The sequence below is a fragment of the Bacillus sp. NSP9.1 genome, assembly GCF_000465465.2.
In the GTDB taxonomy this organism is placed as follows: Bacteria; Bacillota; Bacilli; order Bacillales; family Bacillaceae; genus Bacillus; species Bacillus sonorensis_A.
Map to the genome: position 1 here is coordinate 1,434,713 of NZ_CP048273.1, position 25,494 is coordinate 1,460,206.

Genomic DNA, 25,494 nt, shown 5'->3' on the forward strand with positions numbered 1-25,494 from the left:
GGGGGAATGAAGATGTCATCTGTCGAGGAAACAATGGAGCTTATCAAAGAGCTTGTCTCGATTCCGAGCCCGACCGGAAATACATATGAGATCATACACTATATCGACCAGCTGCTAAAGAAAGAAGGGATTGAAACAAGGCTCAATCATAAAGGCGGGCTGATCGCGACGATTCCCGGGCGCGACAGGACACGCCACCGGATGCTGACGGCGCATGTTGATACACTTGGCGCAATGGTGAAAGAGATTAAGTCAGACGGAAGGCTGAAAATAGACTTAATCGGCGGCTTTCATTACAATTCGATCGAAGGTGAATATTGCAGAATTGAAACGGCTTCCGGAAAAACATACACGGGCACGATCTTAATGCATCAAACATCTGTTCATGTATATAAAGACGCCGGGAAAGCCGAACGGAACCAGAAAAACATGGAGGTCCGCATTGATGAGCCTGTCCGGGATGAAAAAGACACCAGGGCGCTCGGCATTAATGTAGGGGATTTTATTTCCTTTGATCCGCGGGTTGAAATCACGCGGAGCGGATTTATCAAATCGCGGCATTTGGATGATAAAGCAAGCGTCGCTCTTTTGCTGCAGCTGATCAAAACGATTCATAATAAAAAGATCATATTGCCTTACACAACCCACTTTTTGATTTCGAACAACGAAGAAATCGGTTATGGCGGCAATTCGAACATACCGCCTGAAACAGTCGAATACATGGCCGTTGATATGGGGGCGATCGGTGATGGACAATCGACGGATGAATATACGGTATCCATTTGTGTCAAGGATGCCAGCGGCCCGTATCATTTCGGTCTCAGAAAACGCCTGACCGAAATTTGTGAGAAGCATGGGATCAAATATAAGCTTGATATTTACCCGTACTACGGATCGGACGCTTCGGCTGCCATCAAAGCAGGCCATGACATCGTCCACGGGCTGATCGGCCCGGGAATCGACGCATCCCACGCATTTGAAAGGACGCACCGGACATCTCTGGAGCATACGGCAAACCTTTTGTATCACTACGTGCAGTCGGAAATGGTTTGAGTTCTCGCAAAAAACTCCCAAGGATCGATCCCTTGGGAGAAAAGTTGTGGAAGTCATCTTTTTTCAGGCGTGACCTTTAAACAATTACAGTTCAGGAAGAACGGCCAGAGGAGCAGACTTTCACAGGGGATCCATGCACGCAGCCGGCATGCCTTCCTGATTTGTGAGCGCCGATTTAAAAACCGATCACGAATGTGAAGGGTTGTCGGCAATCTTAATAGAATGACTTACCAGAAGTCATAATGCTTTTTCTTTTTGCAGTGGTCATAGCCATAATCGAATTTCTTATAGTCGTAGTCATAATATTTCTTATAGCAAGGATAGTAGTAGTAATAATAATAGTAGTAGTATTTCTTGCAGTCGTGGTCTTTCTTATGATAGTCGTAATCGTAGTCAAAGTCCTTCTTGCAGTGATCATGATAGTAATACATGATAACTTCCCTCCTGTTCTTATTTGAAGTACAGTACATCGTATGTCAATAGAAGGAAGCTGATTGGACAGGTTTCTTGATTAAATCGTATATTTTTAAAAAAAACGTATGTTTTCCGATAAAGGGAATACATACGTTTTTTCATGCCGTCAGCTGGACATTTTCATGTCAGCGGGTTCAGTTTTATTCAATTCAGCATGTCCTTTGACGGCGTCATATTCGCCTTCCCATTTAGACATGACAACCGCCGCAAGGGCGTTTCCGGTTAGGTTGACAACCGTCCGCGCCATGTCCATAATCCGGTCGACGCCGGCGATAAAGGCAAGACCTTCTACAGGGATGTTGAAGGTTCCAAGCGTCGCCAGAAGAACGACAAACGATGTGCCGGGAACCGCGGCCATCCCTTTTGATGTGACCATCAATACGAGAATCAATGTGAGCTGCTGGACAATGGACAGATCAATCCCATACGCCTGCGCCAAGAACAAGGCGGCGATCGCCTGATACAGGACAGAACCATCCAGGTTGAATGTATAGCCGATCGGTATGACGAAGGAAACGATGCCTTTCGGACAGCCGATTTTCTCCATTTTTTCCATCACGCGGGGCAGGACGGTTTCAGAACTTGAAGTGCTGTAGGCAAGGAGAAGTTCGTCTTTTAAGTATGCCAAAAATTTAAAAATGCTGATGCCGGCCAGTTTGGCGACGATGCCGAAGACGATAATCAGGAAGAAAGCCAGCGCGAAATAGACCAGTAAAACGAGCTTTCCCAGCGACATGAGTGACGAAAAACCGAATTTGGAGACCGTCACACCAATTAAGGCAAAAACGCCGAACGGTGCGAATTTCATGACAATATTGACGACATGAAACATAGCGTGGGAAGTTGCTTCAAAAAAAGACAGCACAGGTTTTCCTTTTTCCCCTATTGCTGCAACCCCAAGGGCGAAAAGGACGGTGAAGCAAATGATCGCCAGAATGTCTCCTTCGGCGAGAGATTGGAAAAAGTTTGTCGGTACAATATGTAAAAAAGTGTCTGCGACCGATTTTGTGCCCGCTTCTTTTTCCGTTTGGACGTATTGGCTGATATCCGTCTTTTCGGCACCCGAAAAATTGATGCCGTGTCCTGGCTGAATAACGTTTGCCAAGAGCAGTCCGAGAACAATGGCAAACGTGGTAATGATCTCAAAGTAAAGAATCGTCCGAAAGCCGAGTCTGCCGACTTTTTTGCCGCTTCCGGCTCCCGCAACCCCAACGATCAAGCTGGATACGACAATTGGAATCACGATCATCTTGATGAGTCTTAAAAATAAGTCACCGACAGGCTGAAGATATGTTGCTACAGCGGGGTTTCCAAACCAAATAGCTCCCACTGCCACACCTAAAATCAGCCCGAGGAATATTTGCGTGGCTAAGCCGATTTTCATTCTTTTCATAGATGCCCTCCCAACAAGTATGTAATTATACTAAAATATTAAATTCGAGATCGTAAATTAAGTATAGCGAAAGAAAAAGCAGCTCGTCCATTAAAAAAATAACATCTGAATATATCGAAAATTCAGATATGAGATCATTTACACAGCTCAAAATCAAACAGGCTCCGAAAGCGGAGCCTATTTTCCCAACACAGATAGTAAAATGTTATTAAGATAATGAATTTTGACAAAAATCTCTCACTTTATGACTAACTTTGTGACAAAAAAACACCCCGGGGAGCAATTGTCCGCCGAAGTGTATGTCTTAGCATTTATAAATCTTTTAAATTGAGACATTTAGAACACGTATTTCCGTAGCATTCGTGCTGCTCATCAATTTCATTGCCGCATTTGGAACATTTTTTTGAAGGTAAATTTCTGAAAAATTCTGTGATTTTGCCCAGCATTTCAATTCCTCCAATTCGTTTGTTGATTACATTGTATTATAACAGTGTGCGAAAAATCAATGTCTGTTTTATGACAAAACATAAAACATGCAATTTTTAAGAAAAATGGGTATATTGAATAGGGGGACTAAACTCATAAACAATGAGGTGTAAGCAGGATGAAGATCACTGTTATCGGGTGCTATGGAGGGTTTCCGGCCGCAAATGAAGCGACTTCAGGTTATTTGCTTCAATCAGGGAATCGTTCGGTCTTAATCGATTGCGGCAGCGCGGTGTTATCGAAGCTGCAGCAGTTTTTGCCTGTTGAAAAGCTTGATGCCGTTGTGTTATCCCATTATCACCACGACCATATTGCAGACATCGGGCCATTGCAATTTGCCAAACTCGTCGGTTCATTCCTTGGAAAAGGGGAGAATGCGCTTCCGATTTACGGACATCCTTTTGATGAAGAACAGTTTTCAAGGCTTACATATAAAACGCATACTGCGGGCTTGTCATATGATCCCGATCAGCCCTTGACAATCGGTCCGTTTACATTCACATTTTTGAAAACGGTCCATCCTGTCGACTGTTTTGCGATGCGGATTACCGACGGTGTCCACTCGGTCGTTTATACCGCGGATTCGAGCTTTCAGGAAGCGTTCATTCCTTTTAGCGAAGGGGCGGATCTCGTCATCAGCGAGTGCAATTTTTATGCCGGACAGGATGGCGCATCAGCCGGGCATATGAACAGCCTTGAAGCGGGCCGGATCGCAGCGGAAGCCGGAGCGGGGCATCTTTTGTTGACACACCTTCCGCATTTCGGTGAGCATCGGATGCTTGTGGAAGAGGCCAAAACCGTATACAAGGGCGGCGTTGATCTGGCACACACCGGCTATGTGTGGGGAGATGAGAAGGAGGAAGGAAAACATGCTGTTTATCGATAATCAACATATCACAGATCCGCGGATCAATCTGGCCATTGAGGAATATTGCTTAAAGCATCTTGATCCGGAAGAGACTTATCTGCTGTTTTATATCAATCAGCCGTCGATCATCATCGGCAAAAATCAAAATACAATCGAGGAAATCAATACGAAGTATGTCGATGAAAACGGGATCATCGTTGTCCGCAGACTTTCAGGCGGCGGAGCCGTCTACCATGATCTCGGAAACTTGAACTTCAGCTTTATTACGAAGGATGACGGCAACAGCTTTCATAACTTCAAAAAGTTCACCGAGCCCGTTGTCGCAGCCTTAAAGCGCCTTGGCGTCGACGCTGAGCTGAGCGGGCGGAACGATCTGATGGCAAACGGCCGGAAAATTTCCGGCAATGCGCAATTTTCAACGAAAGGCAGAATGTTCAGCCATGGCACGCTTTTATTTGATTCAGAAATAGAGAACGTTGTCTCCGCATTGAAGGTAAAGAAAGATAAAATCGAATCAAAGGGCATTAAATCGATTAGAAGCCGCGTGGCCAACATCAGCGAGTTTCTCGAGCAGAAGATGACGACAGAGGAATTCAGGAGCCTCCTGCTTCGCTACATTTTCGATACGGAGGATGAAATTCCGGAGTACAAGTTGACGGAAAAAGATTGGGAAATCATTCAGCAAATCTCAAAAGAACGCTATCAAAACTGGGATTGGAACTACGGAAAATCGCCGAAGTTCAACCTCCAGCATTCAAAGCGTTTTACAGCCGGATCGATTGACATCCGCCTTGAAGTGCACAAAGGCGTTATCCATGAATGCAACATTTACGGCGACTTTTTCGGTGTCGGCGATGTCGGAGAAATCGAAGACAAGCTGACAGGCATTCAATATGAAAGAAAAGCGATTGAAGAAGCCCTGCAGGGTGTTGATATTCAACATTACTTCGGAAACATTCAAAAAGAAGAATTTTTCGATCTCGTATACTAGAGGGAGCGCGCCCATACCCTTGGGCATGCTTCCTTCTTTTAAACACAGGAGTTATGGAAGATATTTCCCTTCGGCTCTTGAGTGTTTTCTCGTCATTTACTATAATGGGAATAGATTTTGATTATCACAAAATGAATGGTTATTCATTCATTTTTAAGGGGTGGGAGAATGAATTTAGTTTCAAAGCTAGGGGAAACAGCCCGGTCAAAGCCTGACCGAACCGCTTATATTTTTGGGGAACAGACGGAAACCTACGGAGGATTGCAGCAAAAGATCGATTGTTTCGCAGGGGGTTTGCAGGAAATAGGGGTTGAAAAAGGAGATCATGTCGCACTGCTTCTCGGCAATACACCGCACTTTGTGATTTCATTTTATGGAGCGCTGAAAGCCGGAGCCGTTGTCATTCCGATTAATCCGGCCTATACGCCGACGGAAATCGGCTATATGCTCACCAATGGTGATGCAAAAGTGATTGTGGCTGCAGGGCAGCTTCTTCCATTGTATGAAAAGATGCACGAATCCCTCCAAAAGGTCGAGCATGTCGTACTGTGTGAAACGGGAGAGCCTCTTCAAGAATCGGCCAACATAGAAGTCCGCATGAAATTGAAATCGTTTGCAAATATGATGAAGCCATCCGAAAAGTCTTTTCCTGACATCCAAAGTGAAGATACAGCCGCGATTCTCTATACGTCTGGAACGACGGGGAAACCGAAGGGCGCGATGCTGTCCCATCAAAATCTGTTTTCAAATGCGAATGATACGGCGCAATACTTGACGATGAATGAAGCCGATCTTGTCGTCGCCGCTCTGCCGATGTTCCACGTGTTCTGTTTGACGGTCTGCATGAATGCGCCGCTGATGAACGGCGCCGCGATTTTAATCGTACCGAAGTTCAGTCCGGCGGCTGTTTTTAAACTAGTCAAGAAGCATCAGGCAACAATATTCTCCGGTGTTCCGACGATGTACAACTATCTGTATCAGTATGAGGAGGCCGATGGGAACGGGTTTGCCTCTGTCAGGCTTTGCATTTCCGGAGGTGCGGCCATGCCTGTAGCCCTTTTGAAAAGCTTTGAGGAGAAGTTCAACGTCCTCGTTTTGGAAGGCTACGGGCTCTCTGAAGCATCGCCTGTAACATGTTTTAATCCGTTCAGCACAGGCCGCAAACCCGGCTCGATCGGCACCAACATTCTGAATGTGAGAAACAAGGTGGTCAATGAGCTGGGAGAGGAGCTTCCACCAGGCCAGGTCGGCGAACTGATCGTCAAGGGGCCGAACGTCATGAAAGGCTACTACAAAATGCCGGAAGAAACGGCGCATACGATTAAAGACGGTTGGCTGTATACGGGAGATTTGGCTAAACGGGATGAGGACGGCTATTTCTATATTGTCGACCGAAAAAAAGACATGATTATCGTCGGCGGCTACAATGTTTATCCGCGGGAAGTCGAAGAAGTGCTTTACCGGCATCCGGAAGTTGCGGAAGCGGTGGTCATCGGCGTTCCTGACCCGAATACAGGGGAAGCCGTGCAATGCTATGTCGTTCCTAGAACGAAGACGCTGACAGAAGATGAGGTTTTTTTACATTGCAAGAAGCATCTTGCCAAATACAAACGGCCGTCAGCAATCGTTTTCATGGAAGAAATTCCGAAAAATTCGACGGGGAAAATTTTAAGGCGCGCTTTAAAGGACATGCTGACAAAGCAATCTTAGCAGAAAAAGGGACGCGAGCCTGCGTCCCTTTTTGCAATCTTTTGATGAGAACGGCTTTGTCTTTCCTATTGAGGTGAAAGTAAGTTGCATCTTCGTTCTTCAAAATCACAGCTTCATCTTCCTTCAGCCAGACCGTGAAACGCACCCTGTGGGTATCGTTCATTTTGATATCGCCGCGGTAATCCGGGGCGGACAGTTCATGAGCCGTGGTTTTCTTCATTCTTTTCCCTTTGTTGAACACATCCAGCATCTCATTTATTTCTCGCCTTTCTTCAATCCTGATCGTTTTTCCGTTTTTTTCTGCCGGCACGAGCGTGATTTCTTCGGCATTTCTTGCATCAAAAGGATCTGCCATCAGGCTGAATATATAAAAAACACTAAGTGATAAAATACCGAAAAAAAGCACGATGCCCATTATTTTTTTCAGAATGATCACCTCATGTCTCAAGTTTTTCCGCGCACATATCTTTTCATCCTGAAAAATTATGCTATAATGTTCATTAAATTATACAAATGTTCAATTTATTATAAGGAGATGAAAGATGAATTCCATCGAACAGCAGGTTGCCGAAAATATCAAAAGGCTTCGAAAAATCCGCAACTACAGCCTTGATCAATTATCAAATCTAACCGGTGTCAGCAAAGGAATGCTCGCGCAAATCGAAAAAGGCGCTTCAAGCCCGACGATCACCACGCTGTGGAAAATCGCCAACGGCCTGCAAGTTTCTTTTACGTCGTTGGCCGAAAAACCGGCCGGGGAACCGACAATCGTTCGCAGGCTCGAGAAAACGCCTGTGATGGCCGGTGAAGACAAATATGCGGCTTACCCGCATTTTCCGTTCGATCAAAAAAAGAAATTCGAAATCTTTTACATTGAACTGCTGCCGGGCTGCATGCATGAGTCTGAGCCTCATCACGGAGGAATCGAAGAATATGTGCTCGTCTCCAAAGGGACGGTCGCCGTGGATGCGGGAGGCTACAGCTGTGAATTACATGAAGGCGATGCCATGAATTTTACCGCCAATACTGTCCACAGCTATCAGAACCATACGGAACAGACCGCATCATGCTATACATTAATTTATTATCCGTAAGAGGTGTCAAGATGGGAACAAAGCGTTCACTCACATTTATGGACGGACTGCGATCAGGGGTTTCGCTTGCAGTCGGCTACATTCCGGTTGCCCTGACATTCGGGCTTTTGGCAAAAACAACGGGCTTGTCGATTTTCGAGACGTTTTTAATGAGCGCGCTTGTTTTCGGCGGGGCGTCCCAGTACATGTCACTGAGCATGCTCGCCGTTCAAACCGGAATCATTGAAATTATCATGACGACTTTTATTGTCAACATTAGGCACTTTTTATTCTCCGCTTCTTTAAACCAGCTCGTGGAAAAGGATTCATCCTGGAAAAAAGCGTTCTACGCCTTTTTTGCGGTGACGGACGAATCGTTTACAGTCGCTGCTTTAAGAAATGAAAGACTGACGACGTCATACATGATGGGGCTTGGTTCGATCGGCTATGTAAGCTGGGTTGTTTGGAGTGCCGCCGGCCATGCACTTGGCGCGGCCATGCCGGCAGTATTGCAGGAGAGCATGAGCATTGCCCTTTATGCGATGTTCATCGGGCTTCTTGTGCCCGCATTAAAAAAACAGAGAAAAGTGCTTTTTTTGGCCGGTTCGGCAGGGGTGCTCAACACCGCTATCCAGTTGAACGGCTTATTGTCCTCGGGCTGGTCGATTGTATGTGCTACGCTTTTATCGGCCGTTCTGATTGAATGGCTTGATCAAATGAGAACAGAGGGGAAGAGAAAATATGTCTAGTCATCACATCATCTGGATGATTCTCGGGATGGCTCTTGTTACATATGTGCCGCGGATGATCCCTTTAGTCGCACTTGAAAATCTGAAGCTTCCCGGATTTTTAGAGCGCGTCCTCAAGAACGTGCCGTATGCGGTGCTCGGCGCATTGATTTTTCCGGGCGTTTTTTTTGTCCAAAGCGGCATGCTTTACGGACTTGCCGGCGCTCTCATCGCTTTTTTATTCGCCTATTTGGGAGCGAGCGTCATCATTGTCGTCACAGGTACGATTTTGACGCTTGCCGGAACGGGATTGTTCCTCTCATTGTAAGGCTTGGTTCTAACTTTTTGCTAAAAAGCTTACAATAGGAGTAACCGTTTAGTGAGAGGAAGTGATTGTTGATGGGGAAATGGATCGCAGGCGCCGGTCTCTTATATGTACTGTACGGCCTTTTTTTCTACTGGTACCTCTTTATGACCGGCGAGTCTTCCGTTCCCGAGGCGCTGAAAGGGACAAGTGCCGATCCGGCGACATTTATGAATCAACGGGAGCTTATCCTGTCGGAAGAGTATTCGAAAATCAAAGATTTTCTGTTTTTTTTCCGGATTCCGTTTGAATGGTTTTTGTTTTTTATTCTTTTGACAGCCGGCTTATCCAAGAAAATGAAGGATTGGGCGGAGCAGACGTCAAGGCGCAGGTTTATTCAGATTGCGGCTTATGTTTTTTGCCTGTTTCTGATCGTTGCGCTCGCTTCTTTGCCGCTTGACTGGATCAGCTACCAATACTCGCTTGACTACGGCATTTCAACCCAGACGACTGCGAGCTGGATCAAGGATCAGGTGATCGATTTTTGGATCAGCTTTCCTTTGACGCTCGGAGCGGTGCTGGTGTTTTTCTGGCTGATCAAAAAGCATGAAAAACGGTGGTGGTTTTATGCATGGTGTTTGACTGTCCCGGTTACACTGTTTTTGTTTTTTCTTCAGCCTGTTGTGATCGATCCTTTATATAACGACTTTTACCCGCTGAAAAATAAAGAGCTGGAACACCACATTTTGAAGCTTGCCGATCAGGCCGACATACCCGCGAACCACGTGTATGAAGTCAACATGTCTGAAAAAACGAATGCGTTAAACGCCTATGTGACAGGGATCGGTGCTAATAAAAGGATCGTTTTATGGGATACGACGCTGAACAAGCTTGACGAGCCTGAAATTTTATTCATCATGGCGCATGAAATGGGGCACTATGTCATGAAGCATGTCTACATCGGCCTCGGCGGTTATTTGCTTTTGTCCCTCGCCGGCTTGTTTGTGATCGACAAAATATATAAATGGATCATCCGCCGCCATGGAAGAAGGTTCAACATCAAAAGCAAAGCGGACCTTGCAGCGCTCCCGCTTTTGCTGCTCTTGATCGGCGTCGTTTCATTCGCTTCTTCCCCTTTTACAAATGCGGTATCAAGACATCAGGAAAAAGCCGCCGACCAGTATGCGATTGAATTGACGAAAAACAAAAAGGCTGCTGTTTCCACTTTCCAAGAGCTGTCAAAGGCGGGATTGAGTGAAGCGAATCCGCCGTTTCTCGTCAAAATTTTTAAATACGGTCACCCGACCATCATGGAGCGGATTCAAAACGTTGAACAGGGCTCCAAATAACGAAGAAAAAGCTAATGTGATAAAACACTAGCTTTTTCTATCGAGGTTTTGCTAAAATATGTTATTGGGCGGCAGCTTCGACATTGATCAGCCCATTGCCGTAGTAGAAGGAGCTTCCCAAATAAGTCGCCGTACTGGAGAGACGGTTGCGGACTTGTGAAGCTGAAAGCGTTGGGTATTTTGACAAGATCAAAGCTGCTGCTCCTGCAACATGAGGTGACGCCATTGAAGTGCCGTTCAATGTCGCATAAGTGTTGGAAGGATATGTGCTGTACACGCCTGAGCCTGGAGCCATGACTTCAAGCTCTGAGCCGACGCTTGAGTAAGAAGCTCTGTTGCTGTTAGAGTCCACTGCACCGACAGCGATAACCGAATCATATTTGGCAGGATAGCCGATTGTATTGCTGCTTCCTGATGATCCGCTGTTTCCCGCTGCTGCCACAACGACAACTCCTCTTGCATACGCATTGTCAACAGCCTGTTTCAAGGCGGTTGAACCCGATGATCCGCCAAGGCTCATGTTGATGACATCCATTCCATTTGACGTCGCCCACTCGATTCCGCTTACGATCGCGCTGTAAGTTCCGCTTCCGCTTGAATTCAACACTTTAATGGCGTAGAGGGACACATTTGGTGCCACGCCTAAAACGCCGATTGAATTATCGAGCGCTGCTACTGTACCGGCAACATGTGTACCGTGTCCATTTCCGTCAATAAAAGGATTGGAATCACCGGATACAAAGCTCGCTCCGCCGGAAACATTTAAATCTGAATGAGAGGATTGGATTCCGGTATCAATGACACCGACTTTGACATTGGCTCCCTTAAAGCCTTGAGCCTGCACTTTATCAGCTTTGATGAGCGGAATGCCGTAAGGGACGGTTTGTGCCAGTGCATGTGCGACATGGTCCTCTTCGACATAAGCGACGCTCGGGTCGTTTTTCACTTTCTTCAGCGCTTTTTGATCAAGCGATGCTTTTGCGGCGTTGATGATTTTAAACTGCTTGTCCACTTTTCCGCCGCTTTCTTTGATGATATCTTTTTTGACGGCTGCTGTTTTTGCTCTTGACTTAAATCCGACAATATAGTCCTTTTCTACATTTTTCGCCGGCTGGGCAGCAGAAGCCGACCCGCTGAAAGCCATTGAAAAAATGAGCAGAAGGGCCGTCAGCACACTAAGCCATAGACTTCTTTTTCTCATCGTTACTCACTCTCCTCTTTTTTATTCAGAATAATTGAAATAGATGGATAATATATTCTATTCGAATTATTCTGTTAATTTATTATAGAAAAAAAATGAATTGTCGGGTAGGACCAAATTTCCCGAAAATATATAACCATTTTTTGGTCATAAATGACTGTTTTAGAAAAATAACCAATACCTTCAGTATATAGTTCCCGCCGTTTCTACGTGTGAAAGACGTCCCGCCCTTCAACGGCGCCAATAGCTCCGACCGTTACTTCATTTTATGAAAATACCAATCGATCATTTCATAACATAATATTTTTTAGAGGGGGGGGGGTTGCAGATCAATGTTTCTTGCATTAGAATATGCAATATATCGCATATGGGAGAGAGTGGATGATATGAAAGCAAAGCATTTCAAAGGAATCATGATGGTCCTTGCCGGCGCGACATTGTGGGGATTGTCGGGCAGTGCGGCCCAGTATTTATTTGAGCAGGGAGCAGTAGGTGCCGGGGCTCTCGTTTCGGTGAGGCTTCTCGCATCAGGCGTGATTCTTTTATTATATGTTGCTGTGAAAAACTCAAGCTCGCATGTCTTTCGGATTTGGAAGAAAAAATCGTCGGCCTCCTCGATTCTCATCTTTTCAATCTTTGGGATGCTCGCCGTCCAATATACATTCTTTTCTTCGATAGAAGGGGGAAATGCGGCGGCCGCTGCCGTTCTTCAGTATTTAGCGCCTTTTTTTGTGCTGATTTACATCTATATCAAAAAAGAGGCTTCACCTAAGCTGAAAGATGTAATGCTCGCGTTTGCTGCGCTGGCGGGCGTGTTTTTGCTGTTGACCGGAGGCAGGCCCGACAGCCTGTATGTGCCGCTGCCATCGGTCATCTGGGGTGTGCTGTCAGGCGCAGCGCTTGCCTTTTATACGGTTTATGCCGGAGCTTTAATTCAAGCGTTCGGTGCACTGACGGTCACGGGGTGGGGGATGCTGATCGGAGGTCTCGGCATTTCCGTCGTGTTCCCCCCGTTTCAGTTTGATCCGTCTGCAATCGGCATCGGGGAGGGGATGGCTGTTTTGTTTGTCGTTTTATGCGGCACTGCCCTTGCATTTGCCCTCTATATTGGCAGCCTTTCTTATCTATCGCCGAAGGAAACGAGCTGCCTGAGCTGTGCCGAACCGCTTGCGGCTGTTCTGTCATCGGCGGTTTGGCTGGATGTTCCGTTCAATGCGGTTCAAGGAGCGGGCACGATCATGATCATCATGACGGTCATCTGGCTTTCTTTAAGCAGAGAAGGCAAAACAAAAACGGACATCACAGATTTCGAATCTCCTTTTTAATAATGATAATGATTATCGTTGTCATTTGTTTCTGCTGTTGCTATAATAGTTTCGTCTATTAAGAAAAAAGGAGATACATATGAAGCTTAAATCTTTTGTCATTCTATGTCTGCTTATTTCAGTCTTAGCGGCCTGCTCGGGGGCAGGCGAAAGCGGAAAAACGTCCGCACAGGATACTGTGACAGTCAAACATGACCTTGGCGAAACAAAGGTGCCGAAGCATCCGAAAAAGGTCGTTGTCCTTGAGCTTGGCTTCATCGATGCGCTCGTTGACGTCGGAATCAAGCCTGTCGGTGTCGCAGATGACGGAAAACCGAAATTTATCAATGAAAAAGTCAGGGAAGAAATCAAAGGCTACACATCGGTAGGGACACGCGCCCAGCCAAGTTTTGAAAAAATTGCCGCGTTAAAGCCCGATTTAATCATTGCCGATTCAAGCAGACACAGCGGTGTTTACGATAAACTGTCAAAAATCGCGCCGACGATCGCTTTGAAAAATTTAAACGCTGATTACGAGGATACACTTGACGTCTCAAAGACGATCGCAAAAGCGGTCGGCAAAGAAGACGAAATGGAGAAAAAACTGACCGAACATCAAGAAAAACTAGATCAGCTGCAAAAGAAATTTGCTGGTCAAAAGCAAAGCATCCTCTTAATCGGGAATACAAATGAGGCTGTCACCGTCCGTGACGAAAACTTCTTCACCTCTCAGCTTTTAGCAAAAATCGGCTACACATACGGTGTGGGAGACAGCCAAAAAAGCGATGCTGACAACGGTGAGTCCGTCAATATTAAAATGACGCTTGAACAGCTTCTGGAAAAAGATCCTGATGTCATGATCCTGATGACAGGAGAAAAGGATCAAGTCGATCAAGATGGAAAAAGGCCGATTGAAAAAGATCCGCTCTGGAAAAAGCTCAATGCCGTCAAAACCGGCAATGTGTATGAGGTTGACAGATTCGCATGGTCGCTTCGCCGCAGCATAGACGGGGCGAATGCCGTGATTGACGAAATTGATCAACATATTCTTCCGGCTGTTCAAAAGAAATCCTGATGCCGGCTTATCTATTCAACGCATGCTTTTTGTCAAAAAAGCATGCGCTTGTTTTTTCTTTGGGAGGTGAGCTGCTTTGATGAAGGTGAACCGGTTCGTTCCGCTCTTATTTTTCATTCTTTTGCTTGCGAGCTTTACGCTTTCGATTTCGATCGGTTCAACAAATATCGCGCTTTCCGATATTTGGGCGGCCATTTTTTCAGGTGACGGTTCGAAGCTGCACGCAGTCATTCAGACGATTCGTATACCGCGCGCTCTGGAAGGGGCATTGATCGGAGCGAATCTGGGCGCAGCCGGTGCGCTCATGCAGGCGGTGACAAGAAATCCGCTGGCATCGCCGGGGATTTTCGGCATAAATGCGGGCGCTTCCGCGGCTGTTGTCTTTCTTACGGTGATGCTGCCGGCAGCCGCGGCTCCTCAAATGACGATGGGCGCCGCATTTACGGGGGGCGCTTTTGCCGCCATGATCGTTTATGTGACCGCATCGGTTTTCAGCGAGCATGACAAGGATATCAGTTTTGCTTTAATCGGCGTTGTCATTCAGGCGATCCTTGCTTCACTGACACAGATGATGCTGATTTTCAATGAAGAATCGACGGAAACCATCTTATTTTGGCTTTCCGGCTCTCTGGCCGGAAGTTCGTGGGAAAAGCTGCATTTGTTGCTTCCGGTCAGCATCATCGGTTTATTGATTGCGGCGGCCCTGGGAAGAGCGGCTTCCGTTCTCAGTCTCGGTGACGACATTTCCCAAGGCTTGGGACAAAAAGTCTGGGTGGTCCGGGTGCTCATTGCCGTCACCGTTGTCGCGTTAGCCGGTGCTTCTGTAGCAGCAGCCGGTCCGATCGGTTTCATCGGTTTGATGGTTCCTCATATGATCCGGTATGTCGCGGGCGCCGACTACCGCGCTGTGATTCCGTATTCAGCCGTATTAGGAGCCATCCTGCTTCAGCTGGCTGATATCGCGTCACGCTTTGTTTATTATCCGTACCAAACACCGGTCGGCGTTGTCACGGCATTGATCGGAACGCCCTTTTTCATCTATTTGGCGCGAAGAAGAAAAAAGGGGGCGGCTTCATGAACAAAAGGACAGACCACACAAAAAAACACCGGGGGAAACCGGCGGCGGTCCTGCTCTTCCTTTTGATTTGTCTGGTTGTGCTCACTGTGTTGAATTTGGCGATCGGCGATGAGAACATCCCGCTTTTCGCCGTGCTTAAAGCATTGGTTGGGCAAGGCGATCCCGGCGTTCGGTTTATGGTAATGGAATTCAGAATGCCGAGAATCATCCTGGCCGTCCTGGCAGGCGCCGCTTTAGCCATTGCCGGAGCGATCGTTCAGTCGCTGCTGAGAAACCCGCTCGCAGCATCAGACACGCTTGGCATTACCGGGGGAGCGGGGCTCGGCGCGGTGATCGTCACCGTGCTGTTTGCCCAGCAAACACCGCTTTTTTTGACAGGCGCCGCTTTCCTTGGCAGCATCCTGGCCGCCGTTCTCGTTTATGTATTGGCTTACCGAAACGGAATCGCCCCGGTAAGGCTGGCATTGGTCGGCATCGCTGTCAACGCTTTTTGCCATTCGGGGATTCAGCTGTTGATTTCAAGATCCAGTCCGAATGTGAGCAGTGCATTAATATGGCTGAACGGCAGTTTATGGGGGAGAAGCTGGGATCATGTGCTGGCTCTTTTCATTTGGTGCTGTCTTTTGATTCCGCCCGTTTGGCTGGCGGCAAAACCGCTTGATATTATGAAATCCGGGGACGGGGTAGCCGCAAGCCTCGGCATTTCCCTTGAAAGAACAAGGGGGCTTTTGCTCGCCGCAGCCGTCACGCTGACAGCGGCGGCTGTGACGGCCGTGGGGACGATCGGTTTTATCGGCTTGATGGCACCGCATATCGGAAGAAAGCTGGCGGGCCATGAATCGCGGATTTTGCTTCCTGCTTCCGGCTTGATCGGGGGGATCATCCTGCTTGCGGCCGATGCTGTCGGAAGGGGGCTGATCCCGCCGCTGGAAATTCCGGCGGGCTTGATCGCCGCAGTTGTCGGCGGGCCTTATTTTATCTATTTGCTGCGCCGTGAGGCAAAACGGGGCAGGAAGTAAAACGACAACGGACGGCATCCATTCGGGCCGTCCGTTATTCATATCATACTGACAAATGATCGCGCAGATTATAGTCGTTGACATGCCATTTGTTGTCCTGAAAGCTGATATTGCTCAGACAGGCGTTGACAAGCTTCGTGTTTTCAAGATTGATGTCTCCGTTTGAAATCTTGGACAACAGCGTATGGATCGCTGCTCCGTGCGCGACGATGAGCACCTTTTGATCGGGATATTGTTCATTGACCTTTTGAACACCGGCCATCAGGCGTTCAGCCAATGCTTCTTTCGATTCTTGATTCGGATAGTTTTTATCAGGATAGAGCCTCATTCTTTCTTCAAATGGCATTCCCTCGGCATCTCCGTAATTTCTTTCGATGAAATCCTCCATTTCCACAATATCAAGCCCTAAATATTGATTGATGATGTCCGCTGTTTCCCGAGCTCTTTTTAAAGGACTTGTAATGATGACGTCCCAGTCTGTATCTTTTAAAAATTCTCCGGTTTCTTTCGCCTGTCTTTTTCCGGTTTCATTTAAAGGGATATCTGTTCGTCCCTGCAGTTTTCCAAAAGCATTCCAGTCGGTTTCTCCGTGCCGGATTAAACAAATCGCAGTCATTTTGCAAAAATCTCCTTTCGAGCACGAGTGCACGTTTTTTGGTGATAAGGTCATTATACTAATGTCAAAACGAGAACTCACGCATGATGACCGGATACGGTTTCGAACAACACGGCTGTTCCGATGCCGCCCCCGCTGCCGATCGCTGCGATGACATACTTCAGATCAGGTCTTCTCTTCGTCTCATGAAATAAACGGGTCACCAAAATGGCCCCAGAAGCGCCGTAGGGATGACCGAGTGCCAAGGCGCCTCCCCTGACATTCAGTTTATGATAGCCGATTCCAAGTTCTTGGGCGCACGCCGCGATTTTGACGGCGAATGCTTCATTGATTTCAAACAGATCGATATCTTGAACGGACAGACCTCTTCTCCGTAACAGTTTTTGAATCGCGGGCACGGGCGAGATTTGCGGGAAATTTGGATTGACGCCGCTGACTTCACTGTCGACGAATCGCAGAACGGGCTTTAAGCCGAGCGCTATTGCTTTTTGTTCGTCCATGACGACGACGGCGCTTGCGCCGTCGTGAATTCCGCAACTGTTGGCGGCTGTCACGGTGCCTTGCTTTTTAAAAGCCGGCTGAGCCCTTTGGACGATTTTTTCGATCTGCCGCTTGCTGAGCATACTTTCATCAGCCGTCAAATCTTGAAACGGCAGGATTTCATCTTCATAATAACCGTTTTCAAACGCCCTTATGCTTCTTTGATAGCTTAACAGTGTATAATCGTCCTGCATTTGGCGGGTGATGTAATAAGCTTGCGCCGTCATTTCTGCCGCTTCGCCCATATCCGGATCCCCCCATTCATCTGGAGAAAAGCGCGCTCTTTGCGGAAAAGGGGAGAGGCTCGCACTTTCCGTTCCTCCGGCGATGTAGCAGCTTCCTGCCCCGGCCTGGACGAAACAGCAGGCGGTGCGGATCGCTTCAAGACCTGCGCTGCATTGGCGGTCGATCGTCATTCCGGTTACAGAAGCGGGAAGTCCGGCGGAAAGCGCCGCTAAACGGGCAATATTGCCTCCGGGTCCGACGACATTTCCGAGAATGACTTCATTTAAATGGCCGTTCAGCGGTTTCTCTAAATATTGAATGAGGGCGGCGGCCAATTCGTGCGGCTCTGCTGTTTTCAAAGAGCCGTTTTGTCTTGCGATGACCGTTCGTTTGGCGGCTGTGATGACCGCTCTCATTTGATCAGCTCCTTCAGCTGTTTTCTCACGAGGCTGCGGGCGATTTTTCCTCCGGCAGTATGCGGAAGCTCTTCGACAACATGCCAGCTTCTCGGGATTTTGTAGGGGGCGAGCCTGCGTCTGCATAACGCTTTCAGCTCTTTGACGGAGGCTCCGCCCTTAATGACGGCTGCCGCTTTTTCTCCCCAATAATCATCGGCGATACCGACGACCGCCGCTTCTTCGACCTCAGGATGCGAGGTGAGGACAGCTTCGATCTCTTCAGGGAAAATATTAATGCCTCCGTAGACGATCATGCTGTTCTCTCTTCCGGAGATGTACAAGTATCCGTCATCATCCATCCAGCCCATGTCACCGACCGTCATCCACCCGCTTTCGTCAGGGCGGGGGAAGCCGGCTTGTTCCTGCAAATAGCCTGAAAACACCATCGGGCTTTTCACATAGATTTTGCCGACCTCGCCGGTATCGGCAATATCCCCTGAGTTCCGGCGGATGGAGACGTCAACGTTTTGAAAGGGGCGTCCGACTGAAGCGGGCTTCACCTGAAAATCGCGGGGAGCGGAAACGGAGACGAAGCTTAATTCTGATGTCCCGTAGAAATCATATAACAAAAGATTAGGATAGGCTTTTTGGAACGCGTTTTTGGCGTGTTGGCTCCAATTGGCGCCGGAAGAAATAATTTTAAGGGGTCTTTCGATCCGCCTGTTTTCCGACAACATCGCTTCCGTCATTGTCGGCACTGTATATAACGCTGTGACAGGCAGGCTGTCGATCGTTTTTTCGAGCCGGTGCGTTGAAAATTTGTGCAAAAGGTCGACTGTTCCCCCAAGAAATAATGTGTTCATTGCGCCATATAAAAAGTGAGAAAAAAAGAGCGGACCTGGAATGACAGCCCTGTCTTCAGCGGATAATTGAAAGTCTCTGCTGCTGATGCGGAAGCTCTCAATCCAGGAACGTTGAGATCTGATGAATGCTTTCGGCGCGCCTGTTGAACCTGATGTGAACCCGATGTAAAAGGGTTCTTCATCATCGATGTCTGGTTCATCAGCAACCGGTCTCTTCCTGATGTCCGCGAGGCATTCTTCCAAAGCAAGAGCATCTTCATATTCAGGAAAGGGCCGCTCTGTGATGAAAAGGTCGGGCTTGCAAAGTAACAGCCTTTCGATGCACTCGGCGCGGCTCCACCTCGGATCAAAGGGAACGGCCGTCCAGCCGGCTGCTGCAGCCCCGGCGAACAGCTGCAAAAAAGGAAGGCCGTTCGGCAGCATGAACGCGATCCTTTTATTTGTCCGTTTTTGGCTGTTCAGCCAGGCGGCCGTCCGGCAGACGAGCCGATGCCAGTCTTTGTATTGGATTGATTCCGTTCCGGTCTGGATGGCCGTTTTTTCAGGGTGCTGCTGTGCGTGGCGTTGATAGGTTTCGGTGATCGGCATGGTGAAATTCCTCCAAACTATATTCCTTGTCTCTTGATCTGCATCGCTTTTCTTAATTTTAGCACGAGATAAGCCGCAATGGCCGACTTTAACAGATCACCGGGAACATAGACCAGGCAGAACGTCAGCGCTTTTTGAAGAGAAATGTTCATCAGAAAGGCCTGAACAGGTACACCAACTGCATAGATAAAGAGAATGCCAAATAAAAGGTGAATCAAAAAAAGGTGTCTGAAATGCAGAACAGACAGCCTCCCGACGGCTAAAGCGATGAAGAAAGCTGCGGCGGGATAGGCCAGCAGGAAGCCTGCGCTCGGACTTGTAAAGACACCGATTCCGCCCCGGCCTCCCGCAAGAATCGGCATACCGCTTGCAACAAGCAGCAAAAAGACGATGAGACTGAGCCCAGCGTTTTTCGGTTTGTTGATGCCGCCGCTAAGCATGACACCGATCGTCTGCATTGTGATCGGGACGGGTGTAAACGGCAGCACGACCGGGGGAAGAAAACCGAGAACCGCCATAATCGCCGTGCTAAGTGAAATGAAAACCATATCTTTTACATGCATAGTAGACTTCGATTCCTTTCAAATATATGAATAGAATCAAATTATCATTGAGACTTTTGTAATGTCAACTATAATTTTATATAGGTTTACATAAAGGGGCGGAAAAAACACAGATCATGTCATGACCTGTGTAGTGTGAAGGGTTATTTTTTTGTCAGTTCAACGAGAGCGTCAACTGAAGAAGCGACTTGGGATACGGCTCCATTGACTTCCTCTAGTCCGCTTAAAAAGGCCTGCAAATCGCCTTCGATTTGCCCGCTATGGTTTTTGCTAGTTTTCATACTGCTGACAATATCGTCGAACAAGTGATTGATCTCTGACATTTTATTCTTGCTTTCATTAACAAGCTGATTCACATCTGTAATGTGTTTGGTCACGATGCCGATTTGGGCGTTTGTATTATTGACGAGCTCGGAGACGGTTGAGACCGTTTTTTTCGTGTCGTCGGAAAGCTTTCTGACTTCGTTTGCGACAACCGCGAATCCTTTGCCATGCTCCCCGGCTCTCGCCGATTCGATCGAGGCGTTGAGAGACAGCAAATTCGTTTGTTCGGCGATGCCTGTCACAATCCCAAAAATCTTTTCGATTTGCCGGGCGATTTCTTCCAGTTTTTTGATTTCACACTCAATTTGGGTCATGCTGCTCCCCATTTGATTCAGCTGCTGTTCCTGCTCCTCGAGCTCTTTTTTGCCGCCGATCGATTTTTCCTCCACAGATACGGCCGTCTTCGTACCCGCTCTGGACGTCTCGACGATTTCTGCTGATTTATCGACCAGTTCCTGCACCGCGCCTGTCGTTTCTGCAAATAAGGCGGCTAATGAGCCTGAGGTCTCTTTGATTTGCTTGTGAAGTTCGGTTTTTCTGTTTTCTTCCTGTGCGCGGAGTCTCGCGTGCTCATCTTCAAAGGCTTCCAGAACGATCTGCTGTTCAATGTTGAGAATCTTTGTCGCCGCCGTGACGGCCCGTTGATAGTCTTCATTGTTTAAGCCGTTTTCAAATATCTTGAGCAGTGATAAAAGAATGTCTTGGAAAGCGGCCAAATACCACTTTGGCAAAAGACCGATCTTCAAATGAACATGTGCGATCCGAATTCTTTTTTCTAAAAATGCCTCGTCAATCACGCCTGAAAACATTTCCTGTATATGAATGGATAATGTCTTTTTTAAGCGGTCGACAGAGCTGTTTTCATGAATGATCTCCATCAGCGAGCTTTCATGTTCAAGGTTTTGATAGAACCGGCTGACGATCGTCTCTATATGTTCTGAAATCAAGGGTTTCAGCTTGCTCAGCACCCAAAGGTCTTCATCTGTTAAATTAACCATGGCCAGCTGTTTTTTAAATTCCGCGTGCTGTTTAAGCCTGATGCGACTCGTTTGATCATCGCTTGTACCAGCAAATAATGATCCTTCCGTTTTTCTGTCCTTTTTGAATAACACAATCGTATCCCCCTGTAAACGGCAATGAAATTACCGGTTTTTTGAAAATATCCCGCTTTATTTTCTTATCGGCTTTTTTTCCGTTTTTTAAGCTTAGGTATCGCTTTCAGAGGGCTTTAACGGCAGAACAGCCGGTCCTTCAATGACATCGCCGCTGATGGAAAACCTTGACCCGTGGCACGGGCAGTCCCATGTCCGTTCCCCGTCATTCCATTCGACCTCGCAGCCCATGTGGGTGCAGGTCGTATCGACCGTATGAAGCTGTCCGTCGTCATCGCGATAGGCGCCGGCCCGCTTGCCGCCGATCGCCACGACCGCTCCTTCTCCGGGGGCGAGGTCTTCCGGCTTCCGGATCGGCTGTTCGAGCTTTCCTTCAACAAAATGCTTTGCGACATCCGCGTTGTAGGACATCGCTTTTTTTATGCCCGGATCAGGATGAAAACGGGCAGGTGTAAAGACCTCCTGATAAGGATTGCTTTCGTTTGTGATATGGTCGGTCATGATTTGCGCGGCGAGCGTGCTTGACGTCATGCCCCACTTCTTAAATCCTGTTGCGACAAGAATCCGCTTTTCCTTCGGATAAATCGGCCCGATATAAGGGATTTTATCAAGGCTGATTAAATCCTGTGTCGACCAGCGGTAGGGGATGTCTTCGATGCCGAGAACACCTTCTGCAAATGATTCCAATGCCTGATAATGTTCGATTGTGTCTTTTCCCTGGCCGGTTTTATGGCTTTCGCCGCCGACGAGAACCATTTTCTCGCCGCCGATCACAACCGAACGCAGGGAGCGGGAAGGCTGGTCAATGCTTAAATACATGCCGCCCGGGTACGGTTGTTTAGGTTTGACAGCCAGGACGTAGGAGCGGCTCGGCTCAAGCCTTGCAAAATAGAAGCCTTTTTTATCATGAAACGGAAAATGCGTGCAGCACACGACAAAGTCGCTGAAGATCTGCTGTCCGCTTCTGGTCAGCACTTTTGGGCGGTCGCCTTCTTTGATTTCCTTGGCGGCCGTGTTTTCAAAAATTTTTCCCCCGGCTTGCTGGATGTTCTCGACAAGATGTTTTAAGTAATAAAGCGGATGAAACTGGGCTTGATTTTTCATGACAAGACCGGCCTTAATATCGATGGCGACGGGAAGGTCTTTGATGAAATCGCGGTCGATTCCGAGCTTTTTGTAAGCCTCATACTCTTTTTTGATTTTTTCTGCCGATTGCTCTTCCGTCGTATAAATGCAGGCGTCTTGTTCTTCAAAATCACAGGGGATGTTCTGCTCAAGCACAAGGTTTTTAATGTATGAAAGCGCCTGGAGATTTGCTTCATAATAGACCCTGGCATTCGGCATTCCGATATGGTTGATCAGCTCATCATAAATCAGGTCGTGCTGGGCGGTGATTTTCGCCGTCGTATGTCCCGTCGTTCCATTCAATATGCGGTCTGCATCAATCAAAACGACGCTATACCCTTTTTTTGTCAGCATATAAGCCGTTGTGATTCCGGTCATCCCGCCCCCGATGATTGCGACATCTGTTTTCACATCTTCTGAGAGGCACGGAAATTCGGGAAACACTGTGCTGTCTCTCCAAAACGATTCGGGTGAGTCCGGCAGTTTTTCTTGATTCACAAGGGGTCCCTCCAAAATTTAAGTTGTTCTTAAATTTTCCAATTACAAAACATTCATGCATGAAAATGAATTGGATAAAACATGATATAGTTCATAAAATAGTAAGGTTACATTGATGTGAAGGAGGAATTGTTTTGAGTAAACAGCCGAAAAAAGTACTGCCTCCCCAGCACCAGACCCAGCAGCCCGGGCTGGAGTATTTGATGAATCCCCGCCCTGTTTTTGACCGCCCGAAACCGGCCAAAAAACTTGCTGGGAAAACCGCGATCATTACTGGGGGAGACAGCGGAATCGGCCGGGCGGTGTCCGTTTTGTTTGCAAAGGAAGGCGCAAATGTGGTCATCGTTTATTTCAATGAGCACCGTGATGCAGAGGAAACAAAAGGCTATGTCGAACAAGAAGGTGTCGGGTGTTTACTGATTGCCGGAGACATCGGGGACGAAGCCTTTTGCAATGAGGTCGTCCGTCAGGCGAAAGAAGCGTTTCCGACGATCGATATTTTGGTCAATAATGCGGCTGAACAGCATCCGCAGAAGGGAATCGACAAAATCACAAGCCATCAGCTGATCAGGACGTTTCAAACGAATATTTTTTCGATGTTTTATTTGACAAAAGCCGTCCTGCCCCATTTGAAAAAAGGCAGCTCGATTATCAATACGACGTCTATTACGGCGTATGCCGGAAATGAAAGGCTGATCGATTATTCGTCGACAAAAGGGGCGATTACATCATTTACCCGTTCTCTCGCATTGTCGCTCGTTGATCAGGGCATCCGCGTCAACGGGGTTGCTCCGGGACCGATTTGGACGCCGCTCATTCCGTCGACATTTACCGAAAGGGAAGTCGAGGTGTTCGGTTCGACGACGCCGATGGGGCGCCCGGGACAGCCGGTTGAGGTAGCGCCGAGCTATCTGTTTTTGGCCAGTGATGATTCCTCTTACATGACCGGTCAGGTTCTTCATGTCAACGGCGGAACCATTATAAACGGATAAAAAGGTCAATGCGGACGCACTTGACCTTTTTTCCATAAAAAAGCCAATCCTGGCGGGATTGGCTGTTATGCGTGTAATGTCAACGCTGTATATTCTCTTGAAAGTTCAAGGAAAGATTGTTCGTCTCCTTTGTCTAATGCCTCGTCGATCTTCTCTTTCAGCATGTTCAACCGACGTTTAAACAACGATTCATCAAGGACCATTTGGATGTAGATATCCATGATGGTTACATCAAGTTCTTTTACCTTTTGGGTGTTGCGGGACTTCATGAGCTCAGCGTACGATTTTTTCTCTTTCATAAAGATTCCCCCTGATGCCTTTTTTATAGTATATGGATTACACATCAAAAAATCAATAAGTATTTATAATTTTTAGAAAATTATTTGAGTAAGCATGTTTTATGATAATAAAAGTTTGTAAATTCGGACACAAAAAAGCAAGTTTGGCAGAATAAAAAATAAAAATGGAATTGTAAAAACATATTTTCAAATTAATTGGAAAAAATCCTGTCGTTTTTTAGAGGATAATGTTAGATTAATAGTATAAATTTACTAATGTTTAGGAGGATCATGCTGATGAGCACAGAGGATATGACAATGGATTCGTATGAAGTAAACCGTTCGACAATGGCCGTTCTGCCTCTGGGAGAGGGGGAAATACCCGCTTCAAAAGTACTTGAAACCGAAAGGACATTCAGGGTCAATATGAGACCTTTTCAAATCATAGAAAGAAGCTGCCGTTATTTCGGCTCAAGCTATGCCGGAAGAAAAGCCGGCACGTATGAAGTGATTAAGGTTTCCCACAAGCCGCCGATCATGGTGGACCATTCAAACAACATTTTTCTTTTTCCCACATTCTCCTCAACGAGGCCTCAGTGCGGGTGGCTTTCCCATGCACATGTTCACGAATTTTGCGCGGCGAAATATGACAATACATGCGTCACGTTTGTGAACGGGGAAACGTTGGAGCTGCCCGTGTCCATCACATCTTTCGAGAATCAGGTTTACCGAACGGCATGGCTGAGAACCAAATTTCAGGACAGGATTGAAGGCGGAGCCATGCAGAAAAAGCAGGAATTTATGCTTTATCCGAAAGAAGACCGAAACCAGCTGATCTACGAGTTCATCCTCAGAGAGCTGAAAAAGCGCTACTGACCGGGTTCAGCTGCGAATAAATAGTGCTCCAAAAGCGCGGCGACCTGATTGCGAATGCGGGGGTTGAAGTAATTGTGCTCCTCCTCGTATCCTTCATAGATGAAGGAATACATCGTAAACGCTTCGTCCCGGGACACTTCATGAACTTTGACGTTTCGTTTTCGCAAATCGTTTTTGACATCGTGTAAATCGCGCTGAGCCAGCTTCAGCGCCTGCTCAATCAGGCGCAGATAAGGATCTTTCAGCTTGAACGGCCCCTGCTGGATGATGCTGAAATCCCGATTTAATATGCTGATGGCCATCGGAAGGTAAATCGCCTTTTCAATCGTGTCCCTGATGTCGGCGGGAATTCTTGTCATGGCATTTCTCCTCTTTCTTGTGTTAGGAACG

At 47.3% G+C, this 25,494-nt stretch carries 27 protein-coding genes and 1 pseudogene; 14 read left to right on the forward strand and 14 right to left on the reverse strand.

All coding sequences use genetic code 11. From position 1 onward, the window contains the following. Nucleotides 1-12: 12 nt before the first annotated feature. Nucleotides 13-1,053, forward strand: a complete 1,041-nt coding sequence (locus tag M654_RS07390; protein WP_026586281.1) for a M42 family metallopeptidase — start codon at nt 13-15, stop codon at nt 1,051-1,053. Between the two features lie 227 nt (nt 1,054-1,280). Here M654_RS07390 and M654_RS07395 read toward each other — a convergent pair whose 3' ends face one another. From M654_RS07395 to yhfH, 3 genes are all read right to left on the reverse strand, one after another. Further along, nucleotides 1,281-1,484: a hypothetical protein gene (locus M654_RS07395; RefSeq protein ID WP_035427978.1), complete on the reverse strand. Its 204-nt coding sequence runs from the start codon at nt 1,482-1,484 to the stop codon at nt 1,281-1,283. 149 nt (nt 1,485-1,633) lie between these two features. Beyond that, on the reverse strand, nt 1,634-2,920 hold the full coding sequence (locus M654_RS07400) for a glutamate/proton symporter GltT (RefSeq protein ID WP_026586283.1): 1,287 nt from the start codon (nt 2,918-2,920) through the stop codon (nt 1,634-1,636). A gap of 311 nt (nt 2,921-3,231) precedes the next feature. Then, nucleotides 3,232-3,366: a protein YhfH gene (gene yhfH / locus M654_RS07405; protein WP_077737102.1), complete on the reverse strand. Its 135-nt coding sequence runs from the start codon at nt 3,364-3,366 to the stop codon at nt 3,232-3,234. 158 nt (nt 3,367-3,524) lie between these two features. Between yhfH and M654_RS07410 the strand changes: the two genes are divergently transcribed. From M654_RS07410 to M654_RS07420, 3 genes are all read left to right on the forward strand, one after another. Next, the gene (locus tag M654_RS07410; RefSeq protein WP_026586284.1) at nt 3,525-4,292 is read left to right on the forward strand and encodes an MBL fold metallo-hydrolase; all 768 of its coding nucleotides are present in this window, start codon (nt 3,525-3,527) and stop codon (nt 4,290-4,292) included. Continuing rightward, nucleotides 4,276-5,265 carry a lipoate--protein ligase gene (gene lplJ, locus M654_RS07415; protein ID WP_026586285.1) on the forward strand — a complete coding sequence of 330 codons (990 nt, stop codon included), beginning with the start codon at nt 4,276-4,278 and terminating at the stop codon, nt 5,263-5,265. The genes M654_RS07410 and lplJ overlap by 17 nt, the downstream gene beginning before the upstream one ends. A gap of 168 nt (nt 5,266-5,433) precedes the next feature. Next, nucleotides 5,434-6,975, forward strand: coding sequence for a fatty acid--CoA ligase family protein (locus M654_RS07420; protein ID WP_026586286.1), 1,542 nt, complete (start codon nt 5,434-5,436; stop codon nt 6,973-6,975). Here the strand turns inward: M654_RS07420 and M654_RS07425 are convergent. After that, a complete protein-coding gene (locus tag M654_RS07425; RefSeq protein WP_236251214.1) occupies nt 6,896-7,411 on the reverse strand; it encodes a YhfM domain-containing protein in 516 nt (171 codons plus the stop codon). The genes M654_RS07420 and M654_RS07425 overlap by 80 nt on opposite strands. A gap of 106 nt (nt 7,412-7,517) precedes the next feature. Between M654_RS07425 and M654_RS07430 the strand changes: the two genes are divergently transcribed. The 4 genes from M654_RS07430 (at nt 7,518) to M654_RS07445 (ending at nt 10,429) form a co-directional block, all read left to right on the forward strand. After that, complete coding sequence (locus tag M654_RS07430) at nt 7,518-8,069, forward strand: helix-turn-helix domain-containing protein (protein WP_026586287.1); 552 nt, start codon at nt 7,518-7,520, stop codon at nt 8,067-8,069. An 11-nt stretch (nt 8,070-8,080) separates the two neighbouring features. Beyond that, nucleotides 8,081-8,797, forward strand: coding sequence for an AzlC family ABC transporter permease (locus tag M654_RS07435; protein ID WP_026586288.1), 717 nt, complete (start codon nt 8,081-8,083; stop codon nt 8,795-8,797). Then, on the forward strand, nt 8,790-9,104 hold the full coding sequence (locus tag M654_RS07440) for an AzlD domain-containing protein (RefSeq protein ID WP_026586289.1): 315 nt from the start codon (nt 8,790-8,792) through the stop codon (nt 9,102-9,104). The genes M654_RS07435 and M654_RS07440 overlap by 8 nt, the downstream gene beginning before the upstream one ends. 71 nt (nt 9,105-9,175) lie before the next feature. Further along, entirely contained in the window at nt 9,176-10,429 is a 1,254-nt protein-coding gene (locus M654_RS07445) for a M48 family metallopeptidase (RefSeq protein ID WP_026586290.1), read from the forward strand. Between the two features lie 61 nt (nt 10,430-10,490). Here M654_RS07445 and M654_RS07450 read toward each other — a convergent pair whose 3' ends face one another. After that, entirely contained in the window at nt 10,491-11,630 is a 1,140-nt protein-coding gene (locus tag M654_RS07450; RefSeq protein WP_026586291.1) for a S8 family peptidase, read from the reverse strand. A 386-nt stretch (nt 11,631-12,016) separates the two neighbouring features. Between M654_RS07450 and M654_RS07455 the strand changes: the two genes are divergently transcribed. From M654_RS07455 to M654_RS07470, 4 genes are all read left to right on the forward strand, one after another. Beyond that, entirely contained in the window at nt 12,017-12,955 is a 939-nt protein-coding gene (locus M654_RS07455) for an EamA family transporter (protein WP_026586292.1), read from the forward strand. 79 nt (nt 12,956-13,034) lie between these two features. Next, nucleotides 13,035-14,009, forward strand: a complete 975-nt coding sequence (locus tag M654_RS07460; protein ID WP_026586293.1) for an ABC transporter substrate-binding protein — start codon at nt 13,035-13,037, stop codon at nt 14,007-14,009. A 79-nt stretch (nt 14,010-14,088) separates the two neighbouring features. Then, entirely contained in the window at nt 14,089-15,087 is a 999-nt protein-coding gene (locus M654_RS07465) for an iron ABC transporter permease (protein WP_236251250.1), read from the forward strand. Continuing rightward, nucleotides 15,084-16,106, forward strand: coding sequence for a FecCD family ABC transporter permease (locus tag M654_RS07470; RefSeq protein WP_026586295.1), 1,023 nt, complete (start codon nt 15,084-15,086; stop codon nt 16,104-16,106). The genes M654_RS07465 and M654_RS07470 overlap by 4 nt, the downstream gene beginning before the upstream one ends. A gap of 43 nt (nt 16,107-16,149) precedes the next feature. Here the strand turns inward: M654_RS07470 and M654_RS07475 are convergent, their stop codons facing one another. The 7 genes and pseudogenes from M654_RS07475 to M654_RS07500 all read right to left on the reverse strand — a co-directional run bounded on the left by M654_RS07475 (nt 16,150) and on the right by M654_RS07500 (nt 22,958). Then, nucleotides 16,150-16,722 carry a histidine phosphatase family protein gene (locus M654_RS07475; RefSeq protein ID WP_026586296.1) on the reverse strand — a complete coding sequence of 191 codons (573 nt, stop codon included), beginning with the start codon at nt 16,720-16,722 and terminating at the stop codon, nt 16,150-16,152. A gap of 77 nt (nt 16,723-16,799) precedes the next feature. After that, complete coding sequence (locus M654_RS07480) at nt 16,800-17,903, reverse strand: acetyl-CoA C-acyltransferase (RefSeq protein ID WP_026586297.1); 1,104 nt, start codon at nt 17,901-17,903, stop codon at nt 16,800-16,802. Then, on the reverse strand, nt 17,900-19,336 hold the full coding sequence (locus M654_RS07485) for an AMP-binding protein (protein ID WP_026586298.1): 1,437 nt from the start codon (nt 19,334-19,336) through the stop codon (nt 17,900-17,902). The genes M654_RS07480 and M654_RS07485 overlap by 4 nt, the downstream gene beginning before the upstream one ends. A 17-nt stretch (nt 19,337-19,353) precedes the next feature. Continuing rightward, nucleotides 19,354-19,899: a biotin transporter BioY gene (locus tag M654_RS07490; RefSeq protein WP_026586299.1), complete on the reverse strand. Its 546-nt coding sequence runs from the start codon at nt 19,897-19,899 to the stop codon at nt 19,354-19,356. A gap of 143 nt (nt 19,900-20,042) precedes the next feature. Next, entirely contained in the window at nt 20,043-20,549 is a 507-nt protein-coding gene (locus M654_RS24320) for a methyl-accepting chemotaxis protein (RefSeq protein WP_409446677.1), read from the reverse strand. Nucleotides 20,550-20,801: 252 nt separating this feature from the next. Continuing rightward, a pseudogene (locus M654_RS24325) lies at nt 20,802-21,335 on the reverse strand (protoglobin family protein); the annotation flags it as partial. A gap of 93 nt (nt 21,336-21,428) precedes the next feature. Then, nucleotides 21,429-22,958 carry an FAD-dependent oxidoreductase gene (locus tag M654_RS07500; RefSeq protein WP_026586301.1) on the reverse strand — a complete coding sequence of 510 codons (1,530 nt, stop codon included), beginning with the start codon at nt 22,956-22,958 and terminating at the stop codon, nt 21,429-21,431. A 134-nt stretch (nt 22,959-23,092) separates the two neighbouring features. On the opposite strand from M654_RS07500, the gene M654_RS07505 reads away from it, so the two are divergent. Then, nucleotides 23,093-23,950 carry an SDR family oxidoreductase gene (locus M654_RS07505; RefSeq protein ID WP_026586302.1) on the forward strand — a complete coding sequence of 286 codons (858 nt, stop codon included), beginning with the start codon at nt 23,093-23,095 and terminating at the stop codon, nt 23,948-23,950. 65 nt (nt 23,951-24,015) lie between these two features. Here the strand turns inward: M654_RS07505 and M654_RS07510 are convergent, their stop codons facing one another. Further along, complete coding sequence (locus M654_RS07510; protein ID WP_026586303.1) at nt 24,016-24,249, reverse strand: IDEAL domain-containing protein; 234 nt, start codon at nt 24,247-24,249, stop codon at nt 24,016-24,018. A 276-nt stretch (nt 24,250-24,525) separates the two neighbouring features. Between M654_RS07510 and M654_RS07515 the strand changes: the two genes are divergently transcribed. Further along, nucleotides 24,526-25,104: a competence protein ComK gene (locus tag M654_RS07515; protein ID WP_026586304.1), complete on the forward strand. Its 579-nt coding sequence runs from the start codon at nt 24,526-24,528 to the stop codon at nt 25,102-25,104. Here the strand turns inward: M654_RS07515 and M654_RS07520 are convergent. Continuing rightward, nucleotides 25,098-25,463, reverse strand: coding sequence for a YhjD family protein (locus M654_RS07520; protein ID WP_026586305.1), 366 nt, complete (start codon nt 25,461-25,463; stop codon nt 25,098-25,100). The genes M654_RS07515 and M654_RS07520 overlap by 7 nt on opposite strands. Nucleotides 25,464-25,494: the final 31 nt, after the last annotated feature.